At 47.4% G+C, this 17429-nt stretch carries 17 protein-coding genes; 1 reads left to right on the top strand and 16 read right to left on the bottom strand.

All coding sequences use genetic code 11. From position 1 onward, the window contains the following. Entirely contained in the window at positions 1–1755 is a 1755-nt protein-coding gene (locus tag BLQ99_RS07050; protein ID WP_093689507.1) for an Rqc2 family fibronectin-binding protein, read from the top strand. Positions 1756–1787: 32 nt separating this feature from the next. On the opposite strand, the gene pyrR is transcribed toward BLQ99_RS07050, so the two are convergent. The 16 genes from pyrR to tsf form a co-directional block, all read right to left on the bottom strand. Continuing rightward, positions 1788–2339: a bifunctional pyr operon transcriptional regulator/uracil phosphoribosyltransferase PyrR gene (pyrR, locus tag BLQ99_RS07045; protein WP_093689505.1), complete on the bottom strand. Its 552-nt coding sequence runs from the start codon at positions 2337–2339 to the stop codon at positions 1788–1790. 19 nt (positions 2340–2358) lie between these two features. After that, positions 2359–3288, bottom strand: a complete 930-nt coding sequence (locus tag BLQ99_RS07040; protein ID WP_171904622.1) for an RluA family pseudouridine synthase — start codon at positions 3286–3288, stop codon at positions 2359–2361. Beyond that, complete coding sequence (gene lspA / locus BLQ99_RS07035) at positions 3269–3727, bottom strand: signal peptidase II (protein WP_093689501.1); 459 nt, start codon at positions 3725–3727, stop codon at positions 3269–3271. The genes BLQ99_RS07040 and lspA overlap by 20 nt, the downstream gene beginning before the upstream one ends. A gap of 40 nt (positions 3728–3767) precedes the next feature. Next, positions 3768–4133 carry a methylglyoxal synthase gene (locus tag BLQ99_RS07030; RefSeq protein WP_093689499.1) on the bottom strand — a complete coding sequence of 122 codons (366 nt, stop codon included), beginning with the start codon at positions 4131–4133 and terminating at the stop codon, positions 3768–3770. A gap of 227 nt (positions 4134–4360) precedes the next feature. Then, on the bottom strand, positions 4361–8026 hold the full coding sequence (locus BLQ99_RS07025; protein WP_093689497.1) for a PolC-type DNA polymerase III: 3666 nt from the start codon (positions 8024–8026) through the stop codon (positions 4361–4363). Between the two features lie 185 nt (positions 8027–8211). Then, positions 8212–9915, bottom strand: a complete 1704-nt coding sequence (locus tag BLQ99_RS07020) for a proline--tRNA ligase (protein ID WP_093689495.1) — start codon at positions 9913–9915, stop codon at positions 8212–8214. 1 nt (position 9916) lies between these two features. Next, positions 9917–10984: a flavodoxin-dependent (E)-4-hydroxy-3-methylbut-2-enyl-diphosphate synthase gene (ispG, locus tag BLQ99_RS07015; RefSeq protein ID WP_093689493.1), complete on the bottom strand. Its 1068-nt coding sequence runs from the start codon at positions 10982–10984 to the stop codon at positions 9917–9919. 34 nt (positions 10985–11018) lie between these two features. Then, complete coding sequence (rseP, locus tag BLQ99_RS07010; protein ID WP_093689491.1) at positions 11019–12050, bottom strand: RIP metalloprotease RseP; 1032 nt, start codon at positions 12048–12050, stop codon at positions 11019–11021. Between the two features lie 21 nt (positions 12051–12071). After that, positions 12072–13226, bottom strand: coding sequence for a 1-deoxy-D-xylulose-5-phosphate reductoisomerase (locus BLQ99_RS07005; protein WP_093689489.1), 1155 nt, complete (start codon positions 13224–13226; stop codon positions 12072–12074). A gap of 14 nt (positions 13227–13240) precedes the next feature. Then, the gene (locus BLQ99_RS07000) at positions 13241–14068 is read right to left on the bottom strand and encodes a phosphatidate cytidylyltransferase (protein ID WP_093689487.1); all 828 of its coding nucleotides are present in this window, start codon (positions 14066–14068) and stop codon (positions 13241–13243) included. Between the two features lie 9 nt (positions 14069–14077). Next, complete coding sequence (locus BLQ99_RS06995) at positions 14078–14863, bottom strand: undecaprenyl pyrophosphate synthase (RefSeq protein ID WP_093689485.1); 786 nt, start codon at positions 14861–14863, stop codon at positions 14078–14080. Positions 14864–14937: 74 nt separating this feature from the next. Beyond that, positions 14938–15105, bottom strand: coding sequence for a DUF362 domain-containing protein (locus BLQ99_RS06990; RefSeq protein ID WP_007288516.1), 168 nt, complete (start codon positions 15103–15105; stop codon positions 14938–14940). A 2-nt stretch (positions 15106–15107) separates the two neighbouring features. Further along, entirely contained in the window at positions 15108–15332 is a 225-nt protein-coding gene (locus tag BLQ99_RS06985) for a hypothetical protein (RefSeq protein WP_093689483.1), read from the bottom strand. A 3-nt stretch (positions 15333–15335) separates the two neighbouring features. Next, positions 15336–15896 carry a ribosome recycling factor gene (gene frr / locus BLQ99_RS06980; protein WP_093689481.1) on the bottom strand — a complete coding sequence of 187 codons (561 nt, stop codon included), beginning with the start codon at positions 15894–15896 and terminating at the stop codon, positions 15336–15338. Then, the gene (gene pyrH / locus BLQ99_RS06975) at positions 15886–16620 is read right to left on the bottom strand and encodes a UMP kinase (protein ID WP_093689479.1); all 735 of its coding nucleotides are present in this window, start codon (positions 16618–16620) and stop codon (positions 15886–15888) included. The genes frr and pyrH overlap by 11 nt, the downstream gene beginning before the upstream one ends. A 110-nt stretch (positions 16621–16730) precedes the next feature. Further along, positions 16731–17378, bottom strand: coding sequence for a translation elongation factor Ts (gene tsf, locus BLQ99_RS06970; RefSeq protein WP_093689477.1), 648 nt, complete (start codon positions 17376–17378; stop codon positions 16731–16733). Positions 17379–17429: the final 51 nt, after the last annotated feature.

The following is a 17429-nucleotide window of genomic DNA, read 5'->3' as shown; positions in this document are numbered from 1 at the left end:
ATGAATATTGAAGGATTAACGCTTGCACCGCTGCTATGGGAACTAAATGCCAAACTAACCGGCGGACGGATTGATAAAATTTTTCAGCCCGATGACTATACACTGGTAATCTGGGTACGCCAGCACCACGAAACACTACGCTTGATTATTTCTGTAAACCCCGCTAGTCCCTGCCTGTACCTAAGTGACACCCCGCCAGAAAACCCGGCTGTACCACCAACATTTTGCATGCTGCTGCGTAAACACTTGGTTAACGGACGCATTGCCGCCGTCACCCAGCACGGTCTTGACCGCATTGCCTACATAACGATTGACGTTCGCGATGAGTCCGGCGGTATAACCAGTAAAATACTAGCGGTAGAACTTATGGGTAAATATAGCAATATCATTTTTATCCATGACAATTCTATTCTTGACGCCATCCGACGCATACCGGCTTCCCTGAGCCGCCACCGCCAGGTGCTCCCCGGCAAGCCCTATTTGCATCCGCCGGCACGGGACGGCGTCAACTTTCTAAATGATACAACCGAAATTTTTCTGACTAAACTCCGTTCGGTCAAAAACGGATTATTGACCAAAGCGATAATTGACGTATCCGTTGGCATTGGCCCTCTCACCGCCAAAGAGCTTGTGTGGCGTGCAGGCCTGCCTACCGATATTAAAATAGACCAGCTTGATACGGCCGACTTTGCTTCTCTGGCCGAAGCAGTTCAGGACCTTGTGGGTCCCTTGCGCAACGGTTCGATCCAACCAGCCGTGGTTGTAGACGACAAAGACTCCCTTATTGCTCTCGCCGCCTACCCGCTTGAACATTTGAACGGCTATAAAACTTGCTTTTTCCCAACAATGAACGAAGCGGTTATTTTTGCCCTCGGTCTCGATAAAATCCGGCGGCTACCGGACAAAGACGTTCTGGAAAAAGTTATATCGGCGGAATTAGCGCGCCTGCAAAGAAAAATAACGGCCCTTAAACAAGAAAGTGACGAAGCCCTCACCGCCGAAACATGGCGCCGGCTAGCCGATATAATTATGGCGAATGTCTATCAAATCCCTAAAGGCGTTAATCAGGTAAAATTGCCAAATCTGTATGATATTCACGGAGACGACCCTTATGTAACCATCGAACTAGACCCTCTCCTGACACCGGTTGAAAATGCCCAATCTTTTTACGCTAAATATAGCAAGCTGAAGCGCGCCCAAGAATTAATTGCCGCCCAGCTACAACAACGCCGTCAGGAGCTGGCGTATCTGGAAAGTATTCAAGTATCTCTCAATCAGGCCACCACTTTGCCTGAAATTAACGAAATCCGTCAAGAACTCGCTGCCGCAGGCTATCTTCCCCAAGATAGTCGCAACCGACGACAAGTCCCGGCGCCGTCGACACCCTTAACCGGGACAACGCGGGGCGGCTTTAAATTCATTGCAGGCAAGAATAATATCCAAAATGATTTTGTGACTTTCAAAGTTGCCCGCCCCGATGACATTTGGCTGCATGCCAAAGACATGCCGGGAGCCCACGTTATCCTGCAGTGTCACGGCGAAGAGCCGGACGATCTGGACCTTTGGGAAGCAGCGCAAATAGCGGCCTACTTTAGCAAAGGCCGGCAATCATCTAATGTCCCTGTTGATTTTACCAGACGCCGGCATGTAAAAAAGCCGGCCGGCGCCAAACCAGGATTTGTGATTTATGAGCACCAAAAAACTCTTTATGTCACACCGGACGAAAATCTCGTAACAAACCTTATTGATAAATAAAGGCTGATGCTGCTAACGCATCAGCCTTTATTTCACTCGGCAAATTCCTTAATAACAACCTTGTCGGCCTTATCAACCGGTTCTACTTGCACACTAACCACTTCTTTCCGCGACGTTGGTACATTTTTCCCCACATAGTCGGCCCGAATCGGCAATTCCCGATGACCACGGTCAATTAAAACCGCGAGCTGAATCAAGCGCGGTCGCCCGATGTCGATAATAGCATCAAGAGCCGCACGAACGGTCCGTCCGGTATACAAAACATCATCTACAAGGATAACTTTTTTTCCGTTTACATCGACGGGAATCTGCGTCCCATGAACAACGGGCTGATGACCGAGCGTGGACAAGTCATCTCGGTAAAGCGTAATATCAAGAATACCAACCGGCGGCTCTACGCCTTCAATATTCTTAATTTCTCTGGCCAGACGTTCGGCTAACGGGACACCTCGCGTGCGAATACCGACCAAAACCAGGTCACCGGTGCCTTTGTTTTTTTCGATAATTTCATGAGCAACGCGAATTAGCGCCCGTCTTATCGCCTGAGCATCCATAATTACCGTTTTCTCTATTAATCCAGCCATTGCCATCCTCCTTAAAATCCTATCGGCAGCGCAGATCGTCCAATATTGCGCGCATATCATCCGGTAATGGTGCTGTGAAGTTCATGCGCTCTCCTGTTATTGGATGCTGAAAGGTCAATTCAGCAGCATGCAGCGCTTGCCCCGTAATGGCGAAGCGTTGGCGTTCAGGGCCATACACAGGGTCGCCTACAACCGGGTGGCCGATATAAGCCATGTGTACTCTGATTTGATGTGTTCGCCCTGTAAGCAATTTGCATTCTACCAGCGTATAATCGCCAAAGCGTTCGAGTACTTGGAATGTGGTAATTGCTTCCTTGCTATTGACAAAAACCACGGCCATTTTTTTTCGTTCTGTAGGATGCCGGCCAATAGGCGCATTAATAATCCCCTGATTCTCTTTTATATTGCCATGCACGATTGCTACATATTTGCGTCCGGCAGTACGCTCCTTGATTTGTCGGGCCAAATCAAGGTGAGCGCGGTCCGTTTTAGCGGCAATCATAACTCCTGAAGTATCTTTGTCCAGACGATGGACAATTCCCGGGCGGCTAACGCCATTAATTCCCGACAACCTATCACAGTGCCGGAGTAAGGCGTTGACAAGCGTGCCTTCGTAATTCCCGGCAGCGGGGTGTACAACCATTCCCCGGGGCTTATTTATTACAATAATATCTTCGTCCTCGTACAAAATGTCAAGCGGAATGGCTTCAGCCTTAATTTCGGCTGGTTTAGGCTCCGGCAACCGAATGGTGACAGAATCGGCAGGCGTTAACTTATAGTTGGCCTTTCCCGCCTTGCCGTTGACCGTTACCTCGCCGGCAGCTATTAATCTTTGGATGTGAGTACGCGATAATTCCGGTAGCCGCTCAACCAAAAACAAATCAAGCCGCTTTCCTTTGTCCGCATCTTCTGCTATAAATGAAAACGTTTTATTTGTCAAGGCTGTCATCCTTTTCCTGCCCCGATTTTACCAGAGTAAAGATAATGCAAGCCACACCGGTCACAATAGCAATATCAGCAATATTAAAAATCGGCCAAATGCGAAAATCGAAAAAATCGACAACATAGCCAGTCCTAATCCGGTCGATTACATTGCCGGCCGCGCCGCCAGCCATAAGCCCCGCACCCCAACGCAGCAGCGTCATGCCTGCCGGGATTCGTGGAACATAATAAGCAACTGCCCCTAGCATTAAGGCTGCCACGACAATAAAAAATATCCTTTGGTGTTCAAATAGTCCAAATGCCGCTCCAGGGTTTAGGATCAAAGTTATATGAAAAATGCCAGAAATAATCGGAATAGAGTCGCCAGGCAGCATCCGTGACAAAAAATAAAATTTCGATAACTGGTCCAGCACTACAATTCCCGCAACCAGTAATAATATCGGCACAAACTCTCGCTCCTATCCTTGTTTCCCACTAAATCCGCGTCTATAGTAAAGCGGAGAGCATCAAATGGGCGCCCCGTTCATTGGTCGCTACTGGAATATTATGAACGTCGCACACCCGCAATAAGGCAGTAATATCAGGTTCATGAGGCTGAGCCGTAAGAGGATCGCGCAAAAAAATAACCAGATCAATCTCTTTGCAGGCGATCCGCGCCCCGATTTGTAAATCCCCGCCAAGCGGGCCCGATAAATACGAGGTAACTGCCAGCCCGGTCTTTTCGCTAATGAGTCTTCCTGTGGTCGCCGTGGCCACTAAATTATGTTTTGCCAATATTTCACGGTGGGCAATTACAAAATCAAGCATTTCCTGTTTTTTGCGATCATGGGCAATAAGGGCGATCGTACGCACAAAGGGCTTCCTCCTAAATTCGTCTCCGATATTTAAATGATACCCAAAAACTTGCTAAAGGTAAAGCGAAAAGCCAAGATAATTGAGAGGAAAGACAGTATTAGAGAGTGAACAATACTCCATGAAACATCACCTCCGTGTAATCGTTTTTGGTTACGCGGAGGTGATGTCTCTTCTTTTTTGACTATCTAAAATTCACAATAAATACATTTGCACTAACCCCAACATTAGGCAAAAAGCATAATCTGGTCAGTTTCAGGAAGATCGGCAAGGCAACCGTGATCTTTCAAAGTGTCGATGACCGTCTTTGAGACCCGTGCGCGAGTGCGTAAGTCTTCAACCGAAGAAAAAGGTCGTTCCTCGCGAGCCTGGACAATATTGCGGGCAGCCGTATCACCAACTCCCTGCAGCGAACCTATTGGCGGCAACAACCCATTGTCAACGATTAAAAACTTTGCTGCATCTGAACGGTATATATTAACAGGGTGAAAGATATAACCGCGCAAGTACATCTCCAAAGCCATTTCCATTATGGTTAATTGGCTTTTTTCTTTTGCCGTAAGATTATTGCCTTTCTGTTCAAACTCATTGATTTTGGAACGCAAGGCGGCCTCGCCCTGGATTATCAGGTCGGCGTCAAAGTCAGTAGCCCGTACAGTGAAATAGGAAGCGTAAAAAGCCAACGGGTAATGAACTTTACAATAGGCAATGCGGAATGCCATCATTACATACGCTACCGCGTGGGCTTTGGGAAACATGTATTTGATTTTCTGGCACGACTCAATATACCACTCTGGCACGCCTTTTGAGCGCATATACTCTACATCTTCCGGCTTTACTCCTTTTCCTTTACGGACGCCTTCCATGATTTTAAAAGCGATTTGAGGTTCTAAACCTTTCTGAATCAAGTAAACCATAATATCGTCCCGGGCAGAAATGGCTTCAGAAAGTTTGGCAATGCCCTTTTTTATTAAATCCTGAGCGTTATTCAGCCAGACATCCGTACCATGAGAAAAACCGCTAATCCGGACCAACTCGCTGAATGTCTTGGGTTTCGTATCTTCTAGCATCTGCCGGACAAATTTTGTGCCGAACTCTGGGATACCGAAGGTGCCCACAGTGGTACCCAACTGCTCGGGCGTCAATCCCAACGCTTCCGTTGACGAGAAAAGACTCATAGTCTTTGCATCGTCGAAAGGTATTTGTTTAGCATCAATACCGGTAAGATCCTCCAACATTTTAATAACAGTCGGATCGTCATGCCCCAGAATATCCAGTTTTACGAGACGGCTACTGATGGAATGATAGTCGAAATGGGTAGTAATTGTTGAAGAGTTTTTGTCATCAGCCGGATATTGGATGGGAGTAAAATGATGCACGTCCATATCGCGGGGAACTACCATTATGCCGCCGGGATGCTGTCCGGTCGTACGCTTCACGCCCGTGCAGCCGCTAACAAGCTTATTAATATAAGCATTACGAGCGGCATATCCTTTATCAGCAAAATAATTTTTAACAAAACCGAAAGCCGTTTTATCGGCGATAGTTGCAATGGTACCAGCCCGAAATACATTGTCCCGCCCAAAGAGTTCCTCTGTATACTTATGCGCAATCGGTTGGTATTCCCCGGAAAAGTTCAGATCGATATCCGGCACTTTGTCACCGTGAAAGCCCATGAAAACAGCAAAAGGAATATCATGCCCGTCTTTTTTCATTAGTGTTTGGCATTGAGGACAATGTTTATCAGGTAAATCAAAACCGCTACCATAACTGCCATCGGTAATAAATTCGGAATGCTTACATGCCGGGCAACGCCAATGGGGAGCCAAGGGATTAACCTCGGTAATACCTGTCATGGTAGCGACGAAAGAAGAACCGACCGAACCGCGCGATCCGACAAGATAACCGTCATCCAAAGATTTTTTGACCAGCTTGTGAGCGATAAGATACAAGACGGCAAAACCGTTGTTAATAATTGAATCCAACTCATATTTTAGTCGAGAAGCAACAATCTCGGGCAACGGATCACCGTACAGCTCGATTGCTCGTTGGTAGGCCATTGACCGGATTTGTTCCTCCGCTCCGGGAATTTTGGGCGCATAAAGCTCATCCGGAATAGGTTTAAACTGTTCAATCAACTCGCTTATGCGCCTGGAGTTTTCGACTACTACCTCGTATGCCTTATCCGCCCCCAGATAAGCAAACTCGTTTAACATCTCGTCAGTAGTACGGAAGTAAAGGGGCGGCTGCTGGTCGGCATCGGCAAACCCTTGCCCAGCCATTAAAATCCGACGATAAACCTCATCTTCCGGGTTTAGAAAATGAACGTCACAGGTAGCGACAACGGGTTTATTAAGTTTTTCTCCTATTTCGCAAACGCGTAAATTTAATTGCCGTAACCCTTCGTCATCGGCTACCTTGCCTTCTCGCACCAGAAAAGCGTTGTTGCCGATCGGTTGAATCTCCAAATAATCATAAAATGAAGCAATTTTTAGAAGGTTTTCCTCTGAAGCACCTGCTAGAATGGCTTGAATAAGTTCACCGGCTTCGCAGGCTGAACCTAAGATGAGGCCTTCACGGTGTTCTTCCAGTGCCGTGCGAGGAATGCGGGGTGTCCGGTACAGAAATTTTAAGTGAGACAATGAGACAAGGCGGTACAAATTTCGCAGTCCTATTGCATTCTTGGCCAAAATAATTATATGACGGGCTTGCGTTATATCATCGTCAAAGAGGTAGCCTTCCATTCCGTAAATTACCTTTATACCGGCCTTCGCGGCTTCCTCATAGGCCTCAGGGAAAGCCTGAACTACGCCATGGTCCGTAATGGCAATCGCCGGATGCTTCCATTTTGCCGCTGTCTTGATAAGTTGTTTTGCAGAGACAACGGCATCCATATTACTCATCCGCGTATGGGCATGAAGTTCCACCCGCGGGATGACGGCCGTATCCATGCGCTCCTGTTTATGAGTTCGGCACATACTATCTGCAAACATCATCAATTCATTACCAAACTTGTCAAACTGAACGGTCCCCTTTACCTTGACCCACATGCCCTCACTGAGAATTTTAGTTACCTTGCCGGCTTCTTCGGCATCCTCAAAAAATACCTTGCCGCTTATGCCATCTGTGGTATCGGCCAGATCAAAGGTGAGCAGCGTACGACCGGAACGGAGGTCACGCGTCTCAAAGCTGATAATTTCTCCTTCAATAACAATGTTACGCGCTTCATCCTGAACACTACTGATTGGCACCGGATCGTCTTTAATATTTCGACCGAAAATAACAGGATTGTTATCCTGCTTCTCCCGTGGATCTTGACATTCTGTAAGCGCTTCCAGGTATTCAGGCGTTATCAGATCTTCATTAGAAATGATCTCGGCCGTCGGCTGGGAGGAAAGAAACTTTACTTGGCAATGCTGGCCAACTTCATGAAGAATATAGTCCCTGATACTTTCATCTATTTTCTTGCTGATCAGCATCTCAGCCGATAACTCGCCTTCAACTTCAATGGTAAGCGTATCCCCATCAATACGGTAATTAGCGTGACCAAGCAGCACGGCAATGGCCTGGTTACCCTGAGACACCTGGGCGACTAACTTTGGCCATTCGTTAGTAAGAACTTCATCGAGATCACGCACCGCCTGATGAAAGGTCACTCTCGTTAATCCGCATGACGCCGATAAATATTGAGCTGCCACCTCAAAGACCTTAGAAGGTAATGGTTGAGCAAGATTAATAAATAAATCCCATGTACCTTCGGCGGTATTCACCTCAACCCGGGTTATAATGCTTCGTTGTAGAATATCCTTATATTTGCTCGCGATTGCCAGGTTGTCGACAAATTTCCAAAATTCCCGGCAATCACGGTCGGGTATGATACAATAATTGTGCATGAATTACCTCTCCCACTATGGCACTCATAACCTATTTTAGCACAATCTCGCTATGGAAAGAACACCTTTAAAAATCGGCAAACTGCCCGAAAATCCTAACACGTGAACGTAGGCTAGTGGCCAATGACTAAGAGGCAGAGTAAATTAAAACGCGTGATAGATACTATCACGCGTTTTGGTCATGACTATAATCGTGCAAGAAGCGCCTGAACCTCACTAACATAATTTGCTTTGTCGAAATAAATAATTTCGCCGGTACGGCGCACTTTGACTTCTACACGGCCTTCGCTCAGTGCTTTTGGTCCAATAGTAACTCGCAAGGGATAGCCAATCAGGTCAGCATCCTTAAATTTAACACCGGGACGCTCGTTGCGATCATCTAATATGGCTTCAACCCCTGCTTTGTTCAACTCAGTATATACTTCTTCTGCCAGCGACATTTGCGCTTCTTCTTTGGCGTTGACCGGAATGACTACAACCTGAAAAGGCGCAATAGGCACCGGCCAAATAATGCCGTTTTCATCATGGTTTTGCTCGATAGCAGCAGCCATTGTCCGGGTTACGCCTATACCGTAGCATCCCATGACAATAGGCCGCTCCTGCCCGTTTTCGTCCAGATAAGTAGCGCCTAAAGCATTGCTGTATTTTGTATAGAGTTTAAAGACCTGTCCGACTTCAATCCCCCGCGCTGTTTTAACGGAAGCACCGCAGCGCGGACAAGGATCGTTCTCTTGAATCAACCGGATATCTGCTACTTTAGTTGCCGTAAAATCCCGGCCGGGATTGACGTTGCGGTAATGTTTGTCCACTTTATTGGCACCGCAAACAACGTTAAATAAGTTCATGACCGTAGCATCGGCCACAATTGTAATATCTTTTACGCCAACCGGCCCGATGAAACCAGGCTCACAGCCTAAAGCTCCGATTACCGCTGCTTCCGACGCTAATTCGAGCTGTAGACAATTGAGCTCATTTTTAAGTTTAATTTCATTAACCTCATGATCGCCGCGAACCAAAGCCAGTACCAGCCCTTTTTCCGTCTGATACGCCAGCGTTTTAACCGTTTTTTCGGGGCTAATTCCCAAAAACGCCGTAACATCCCCAATGGTTTTGCGGCCGGGAGTTTCGACTATTTCCATCGCTAACCGCTCTTCTTCCATCGCGTGGATAGGCTTTAGTTCGGCTTTCTCCACGTTAGCCGCATAGTCACAGGTTGTACAGTAAACAATTGCCGCTTCACCCGACTCGGCCAAGACCATAAATTCGTGGGACCCACTGCCGCCAATAGCTCCCGAATCAGCCTCAACCGGCCTGAAAGTAAGACCACAGCGCGTAAACACCCGGGTATAGGCGTCATACATTTTATTATAGCTTTCGTTAAGTCCTTCCTCGTCACGGTCAAAGGAATATAAATCTTTCATGATAAATTCACGCCCCCGCATCAGACCGAAGCGCGGCCTGATTTCATCGCGGTACTTGTTCTGAATTTGGTAAAGCAATAACGGTAATTGCCGGTAAGACCGCACTTCATCCCGGACAAGGGTGGTAATCATTTCTTCGTGGGTAGGACCGAGACAGAAATCGCGTTGGTGACGATCTTTCAGTCGGAACATTTCGTCGCCGTAAACGTCCCAGCGCCCTGTCTCCTTCCATATCTCTGCCGGCTGGACAATGGGCATTAACAGTTCCTGGCCGCCTTTAGCGTCCATCTCTTCGCGGATAATGTCCTCGATTTTTTTTAATACCCGCCAGGCTAAAGGTAGGTAGGTATAGATCCCGCCGGCCGCTTTTCTGATCATCCCTGCTCGCAGCATTAATTGATGGCTGATTACTTCCGCTTCCGCAGGTGTTTCCCGCAGTGTGGGAGCATATAGGTTTGATGCGCGCATTTTATTCTGCCTCCTTAATAAGCCTGTCTAATTCGGCAAATAACGCCGGTATCAGTTCATCTTCATCTACTTTCTTGACAATTTCACCTTTCCGAAATACCAGTCCCTGTCCCTTGCCGCCAGCAATACCAATATCAGCCTCACGGGCTTCGCCGGGGCCATTGACAACGCAGCCCATAACCGCTACCTTAATCGGTTTACGGATGCCGCTTAGCCGCTGCTCAACCTGTACGGCCAACTTCTCAAGGTCGATATCGCACCGCCCGCAAGTGGGGCAAGAAACCAACGTCGGACCATAACTGCGCAAACCAAGTGCTTTCAATATCTCATTGCCTACCCTGACTTCTTCTACCGGGTCGCCGGTCAGTGAGACCCGAATAGTATCGCCAATTCCTTCGGCCAACAAGGCGCCTATGCCAACCGCCGACTTAATAATCCCAGACCGGACCGTGCCGGCCTCGGTAATTCCGAGGTGAAGCGGATAGTCGACGGTATCAGACATTAACCGGTAGGCTTCAATCGTCATTGGGACGTCGTTGGCTTTAAGCGAAATTTTTATATCGCAAAAGTCTAGGTTTTCCAAAATTGTCACATGCTGCAAGGCACTTTCAACCATCGCCTCGGGAGTCGGATGTCCTCCATACTTGTCGAGTATCGCCGGGTCAAGCGAGCCGGCGTTAACCCCAATACGAATCGGAATACGTCTTTTCTTCGCCTGGTTTACCACAGCCTTAACATGTTCAGGCTCACGGATATTCCCTGGATTTAATCGTAGCGCGTCGGCGCCGCGTTCGATAGCGGCAAGGGCCAAACGATAATCGAAATGAATATCAGCAACAATGGGGAGACTAACATGTTTTTTGATAGACTCAATAGCCTCGGCCGCCGCCAGGTTCGGCACAGCTACCCGGACGATGTCACAGCCGGCCTCGGCTAAGCGCCGTATCTGAGCTACCGTTGCGTCAACATTTTCTGTTTTAGTATTAGTCATAGACTGCACGGAAATGGGAGCATTCCCGCCGACAATCACATTGCCGATACGGATTGGGCAAGTCTTTTTTCGCCGCATAAACTATCATCCCATACATAGTTTTTAGAAATTATTAAAACAGACGAAGCCGGCTAATATCCTTAAACGTTGCAACAATCAGCAACAGCATTAGCAAGGTAAAACCTATCATTTGAATAAATTGCAGACTGTTGCGGTTTAATGGCTTGCCGCGAATGGCCTCGACGGCAAGGGTAACAACATGGCCGCCGTCCAGTACGGGTACTGGAAACAGATTAATTAGCCCTAAGTTGATACTTAAAAAGGCCGCGAATTGAAGTAGCGGTGTAACACCAAGTTGTGCCACCTGCCCAGCCATTTGGGCAACACCGATCGGACCGGCAACGTCAGCAGGAGCTTTACCGGTAATCATCTGCCCAATACCAGCCAACATATTGCTTGCTACCATATACGTTTGCTTTACGGCCAAGCCTAAAGATTCAGCCACTCCCGGCCGATAGTTCCGAATTTGCGGAACAACGCCAATGATCCCACGGTTCGCTTTAGCATCATATTCTGGTACCACTCTGGTATGATGGCTTTGTCCATTTCTTTCAAACTTGATGATCAACTCTTTGCCAGCGTTAGGCTGTACTAGGCTGACAAATTGTCGCCATGAAGAAACTTCCTGATTATTTACCGCCAGAATGCGGTCGCCCGGTGCCAGCCCGGACTGGGCCGCCGGTCGATCCGGAAAGACACTGCCAATGATGGCTTCGTCGGAAGGAGTATCAATACCGGCAAAAATAAACACAAACATAAACAGGAGAACCGGCAGGACGAAATTCATGACCGAACCGGCAACAATTACCAGCATCCGAGCCCAAATCGGCTTAGCATGAAAAGAACGCTCATCCTGTTCTTCGTCGGGATCCATCCCGGCTATTTTGTTAAATCCGCCTAACGGAATAACCCGAATCGAGTAAACCGTTTCTCCTTTTTTACGACTCCATAGTTTAGGTCCAAAACCGATAGCAAATTCGTGGACGCGCATGCCTACCATTTTGGCAGTAAGGAAATGCCCCAGTTCATGAAAGAAAATCAGCAGACCGAAAACAAAGACGGTGGCGATTACGGTAGTGGACAAATAATACTCACCTGCCCCTTTTTACTTAAAAGTAGCGATTATGTTCCGCGCTTCCTCGCGGGCCCACCGGTCGGCGGCGCAAAGGTCTGACAGCCCAGGTGCATCTATCTTTTCATGATTATTAAGTACTTCTTGAATTACGGAAGTTATGTCGAGAAAGGTAATTTGACCGTGCAGAAAGGCATTTACGGCAACTTCATTCGCCGCATTCATGACGCACGGCACCGTACCGCCGGCACGACCGGCATCATATGCGATCTTTAGGCCAGGGAAAGCTGCTAAATCAGGTGCTTCAAAAGTCAGAGACCCAAGATTATAAAAATCAAGGCGCGGAAAAGAATTATGCAAACGGTCAGGATATGCGAGAGCGTACTGAATTGGCAGCCGCATGTCCGGGCGCCCCATTTGTGCCATGATACTGCCGTCAACGAATTCAACCATCGAGTGAACAATACTTTGCGGGTGAATGACTACTTCAATCTGCTCGTAAGGAACGTCATATAACCACCGGGCTTCAATCACTTCCAGTCCTTTGTTAATTAAGGTCGCCGAATCAACGGTAATTTTTTTTCCCATCGACCAATTAGGATGGGCAAGACATTCCTTGACCGTCACTTTACTCATCCTCTCCCGCGTCCAACCGCGAAAGGGGCCGCCTGAAGCAGTCAGAATAAGTTTGTTAATATTTTTTTTATGTTCCCCCTGCAAACACTGAAAAATTGCGCTGTGTTCACTGTCAACAGGCAAAATCGTCACTCCGCGCCTTCGTGCCTCGGTCATCACCAGTTCGCCGGCAGCCACCAATGTTTCTTTATTTGCCAGCGCAATTGTTTTCCCCGCTGCAATGGCAGCTAAAGTAGGTTTGAGGCCTGCAAACCCTACCATTGATGTCACCACTGTATGGACAGGATCATACGTGGCAGCTGCCAGCAAACCTTCTTCCCCTGCCAGAATACGTGTCTTGCCTACATTTCTCTGCTGCAGCCGGCGAGCGGCCTCCTTATCGACTAAAACCGCCAGGTCAGGGTTAAAACGTTCAATTTGCCGAGCCAAAAGTTCATCATTTTTGTGCGCAGCAAGGGCAACAAGCTGAAATTCATCGGGGCGACCAGCAATTACCTCCAGTGCCTGTGTCCCTATCGATCCTGTACTTCCCAAAATAGCAATATTTTTCAATGCCTACCACCCCGTTAGTTCAGTAGAAAAGCGTATATGTAGTAATATACGGTTGGAACTGCAAACATTATACTGTCAAAACGGTCCAGTACGCCGCCATGTCCGGGGAGCAATCGGCCGGAATCTTTTACACCCGTATAACGCTTAATTGCCGATTCAGCTAAGTCGCCTAATGGTGCGGCTATTCCTGCCAATAAACCAATAATTAATCCGTGAAATAACGGGATTTGAAACAAACTCCCCAAAATCGCCGTTCCCAGCAAACTGCCTATTATTCCGCCTATAGCGCCTTCCCACGTCTTATAGGGACTAATAGCGGGACACAGCTTGTTTTGGCCGAACTTAGTACCAACAAAATAAGCAAAAGTATCATTTGCCCATGTTCCGACGAAAGCTAACCACAGGTAAACCGCACCGGCCGGGAGGGTCACGTTTCCTACATTATATGAAGTAAAGTTGTCGGCAAAACGGAGTAAAATAATATGGGAAAACGTCAGGCCCACATAGGCAATGCCGAAAAAAGTAAAGGATGCATCCGCAATAGTAAAGCTGCTAGAACTGGTAACCGCTTTAGCCAAACAAAGAACAAGAAGCAAAAACATAATAATTATCGTTTCCTGGGGATTGCCCAAGGCAGTGCAGGCCATTAGCAGCAATATTCCGGTAACTCCCAGCCCATAGTGGACATTTATTTGCCGGCAGCCTAACATGGCGAAATACTCATGCCAAGCGATAACCGCTAAAAGTGCAACCGCCCCGATAAACAACCACCCGCCTGAATTTATGAGATAAATGGCCGCTAATATGCCGATTAAGGCTGTTAAAATACGTTTGCCAAGCAATTCAAACACCTACTTTGATGTTTTCAGTCCGCCAAAGCGTCGGTCGCGCCGTTGATAGTCAGTGATAGCCTGGATTAAATGGGCAGGAGTAAAATCAGGCCAATTGGTGTTAGTAAACCAGAATTCCGTATAGGCTGATTGCCACAACAGAAAATTACTCAGACGCAAATCGCCGCTAGGACGTATTAACAGATCCGGGTCAGGTAAATCAGCCGTATAGAGGTGATCTTGAATGGTCTGCTCGGAAATATTGTCGGGAGCTATGGCGCCTGCGGCAACTTTTCGGGCGATTAATTGCATTGCCCGCGTGAGTTCGGCCCGACCGCCGTAATTAACGGCTAGGTTTAAGATAAGACCGGTGTTTTTGCTGGTTCGTTGTTGAGCCTGCATTATTTTATGGTATAAACTAGGTGCCAATTCGTCCGTTTTGCCAATAAAACGAATTTGGACATTATTACTATCCAGCTCATCAATTTCACTATCAAGATAGTCTGATAACAGCCGCATGAGGACATCGACCTCTTCGGCTGGTCGTTTCCAGTTTTCGGTGGAAAAAGCATAAGCCGTCAATACCTTGACGCCGAGTTCGGCTGCCGTCTTTACAATATTACGTAGTGTCTCCGCTCCCGCGTGATGGCCCAAAGTTCGTGGCAATCCACGTTTCTGAGCCCAACGTCCGTTACCATCCATAATAATCGCAATATGTGCAGGGATTGAATTGGGATCAAGCGAATTTTGCAGATAACTCTGGTTCTGGTCAACGTCGCTCTTATTGCTAAACCACTTTTTCCACACAGTGAGACCTCCAAATTCTTGGGCTTTTGCGCCTCCTAAACTTTTAAACCCCCTCTTGCGAGGGGGTTCCGAGATTATGGAGCTTTAATAGCACCAACCGGGCAAACCGCCGCACAGGCCCCACATTCAACACACTCTTCGGTGATGACGTAGGTAGGATTACCCTCTTTAATCGCACCAACCGGACAGGTCGCCGCGCAAGAACCACACGCAACACATTCTTCTGTAATTTTATAAGCCATGTTTACACCTCCTTTCCCATTTTGGCAGCAACAACCAAATGATAAACCCCATCAGCAGCTACATGCTGACGCACAACATAAAGACACTCCCGTTCCACCTTAAATGTGGGGCGCGATGGACAGGTAATTCGCACGCTGTATTGGAAGCCGCGGCTTTCTAATAATGTCTTGGCTTCCTGTAAAGGCCGACCAACGGTGTCGACCGCTGTTTCGCCGTTTTGCCGCATATGTTACACTTCCATTATTTCTTTTTCTTTAGCGGCCATTACTTGGTCAACTTCCTTTATATACTTGTCGGTAAGCTTTTGCATATCTTCCTGTGCCTTTTTGGCCTCATCCTCAGACACCTGTTTTTCTTTTTCCAGCTTTTTGATGGCGTCGTTGGCATCGCGCCGTAAATTGCGGATAGCTACCCGCGCTTCCTCAGCTTTCTTATGGACGACCTTAACCAGTTCACTGCGACGTTGTTGGGTCAGTTGTGGAATGGAAAGACGGATCACATTTCCATCGTTTGTAGGCGTAAGACCAAGGTCTGATTTCAAAATAGCTTTTTCAATGGGGGCAAGCATGCTTTTCTCCCACGGCTGAATAACAATGAGCCGGGGTTCAGGAACTGAAATATTCGCTACCTGGTTAATCGGCGACGGCATCCCATAGTAATCAACTGTTACCTTGTCAAGGAGCGCAGGGGTTGCCCGGCCAGCCCGCAAAGCACCAAACTCTTTGCGCAATACTTCTAAAGCTTTTTTCATCTTTTCTTCATGAGTGGCATGAATTTCCTTAATGCCCATTTTTCGTTCCTCCCACAATAGTGCCAATTTCTTGACCAAGAGCGGCCTTCAAAATATTGCCGGGTTCGTCAATGCTGAACACGATGATGGGAATTTTATTATCCATACAAAGCGTGGTAGCAGTTGAATCCATGACCCCTAAACCACGCTGCAGTACTTCTATGTACTCGAGTTCCTTAAATTTCTTAGCATCCGGATTATAGCGGGGGTCGCTGTCATAAACTCCATCAGCATTCTTCTTGGCCATAAGAATTGCGTCAGCTTCAATCTCAGCCGCACGCAACGCTGCAGTAGTGTCTGTGGAAAAATACGGATTGCCTGTCCCTGCGGCAAAGATAACGACACGCCCCTTCTCCAAGTGGCGTATCGCTCGCCGCCGGATATACGGCTCGGCAACTTGACGCATTTCTATAGCCGTTTGAACCCGTGTATCAACACCTAAGTTTTCGAGCGCGTCCTGCAAGGCTAAAGAATTCATTACGGTCGCCAGCATACCCATATAATCGGCGCTAGCCCGGTCCATTCCTTTAGCGCTACCCGCCAGACCGCGCCAAATATTGCCGCCGCCAACCACAATTGCAATTTCAAGGCCTGTAGCTTTGGTTTCCCTAATTTCACGGGCAATTGATTCAACAACGGCCGGATCAATGCCATAGCCCTGGGCACCGGCCAATGCTTCGCCACTGAGTTTAATCACCACACGTTTATATTTTGCGACATTCAAAGCTAAAAGCCCCCGTTCATCAATCAAATTCTATGTGTCCAACGAAAATCCTTTATTATAATGGCTATTAATGGCCTATTTTGGAAAAAAGAGAACACAAAGGTGTTCTCTTACTTTTTCACCGCAGCCATTACTTCAGCAGCAAAATCATTTGCTTTTTTCTCGATACCTTCGCCAAGCTGATACCGTGTAAATCTTCTTACCGTAATATTTTCACCAATTTTGGCAATTTGCTCGTTAATTAATTGTTGAACAGTTTTATCAGGGTCTTTAATGAATTCTTGTTCGAGCAGGCATACTTCTTTATAAAATTTTTCCAAACGTCCTTCAATCATTTTTTCAACAATATGGGCCGGTTTTCCTTCGTTAAGCGCTTGCGCCCGCAAAACTTCCCGCTCATGATTAATTACTTCAGCCGGAACGTCGCTACGGCTCACATAGCTGGGGTTAGCAGCAGCAATCTGCATACAAATGTCCTTGGCCAATGCTTTAAACTGTTCTGTCTTAGCCACAAAATCAGTCTCGCAGTTAATTTCAAGCAACACGCCTATGCGGCCGCCACCGTGTATGTACGCTTCAACAACACCTTCCGCCGTAATTCGACCAGCCTTTTTCGCTGCTGCGGCAAGTCCTTTTTCCCTTAAATAGTCAATAGCTTTTTCCATATCGCCCTTAGTTTCGGTCAGCGCTTTTTTACAATCCATCATGCCTGCACCGGTACGTTCGCGCAGTTCTTTTACCATTTCAGCCGTAATCATATATCCAATCCTCCCGTCTACTTATAAAGGTAAGGGATGCAGTTTCCCGCC

Source organism: Sporolituus thermophilus DSM 23256, assembly GCF_900102435.1.
Lineage (GTDB): Bacteria > Bacillota > Negativicutes > Sporomusales > Thermosinaceae > Thermosinus > Thermosinus thermophilus.
Note: the sequence above shows the minus strand (reverse complement) of the source record. Positions and strands in the feature narration are given on the sequence as shown.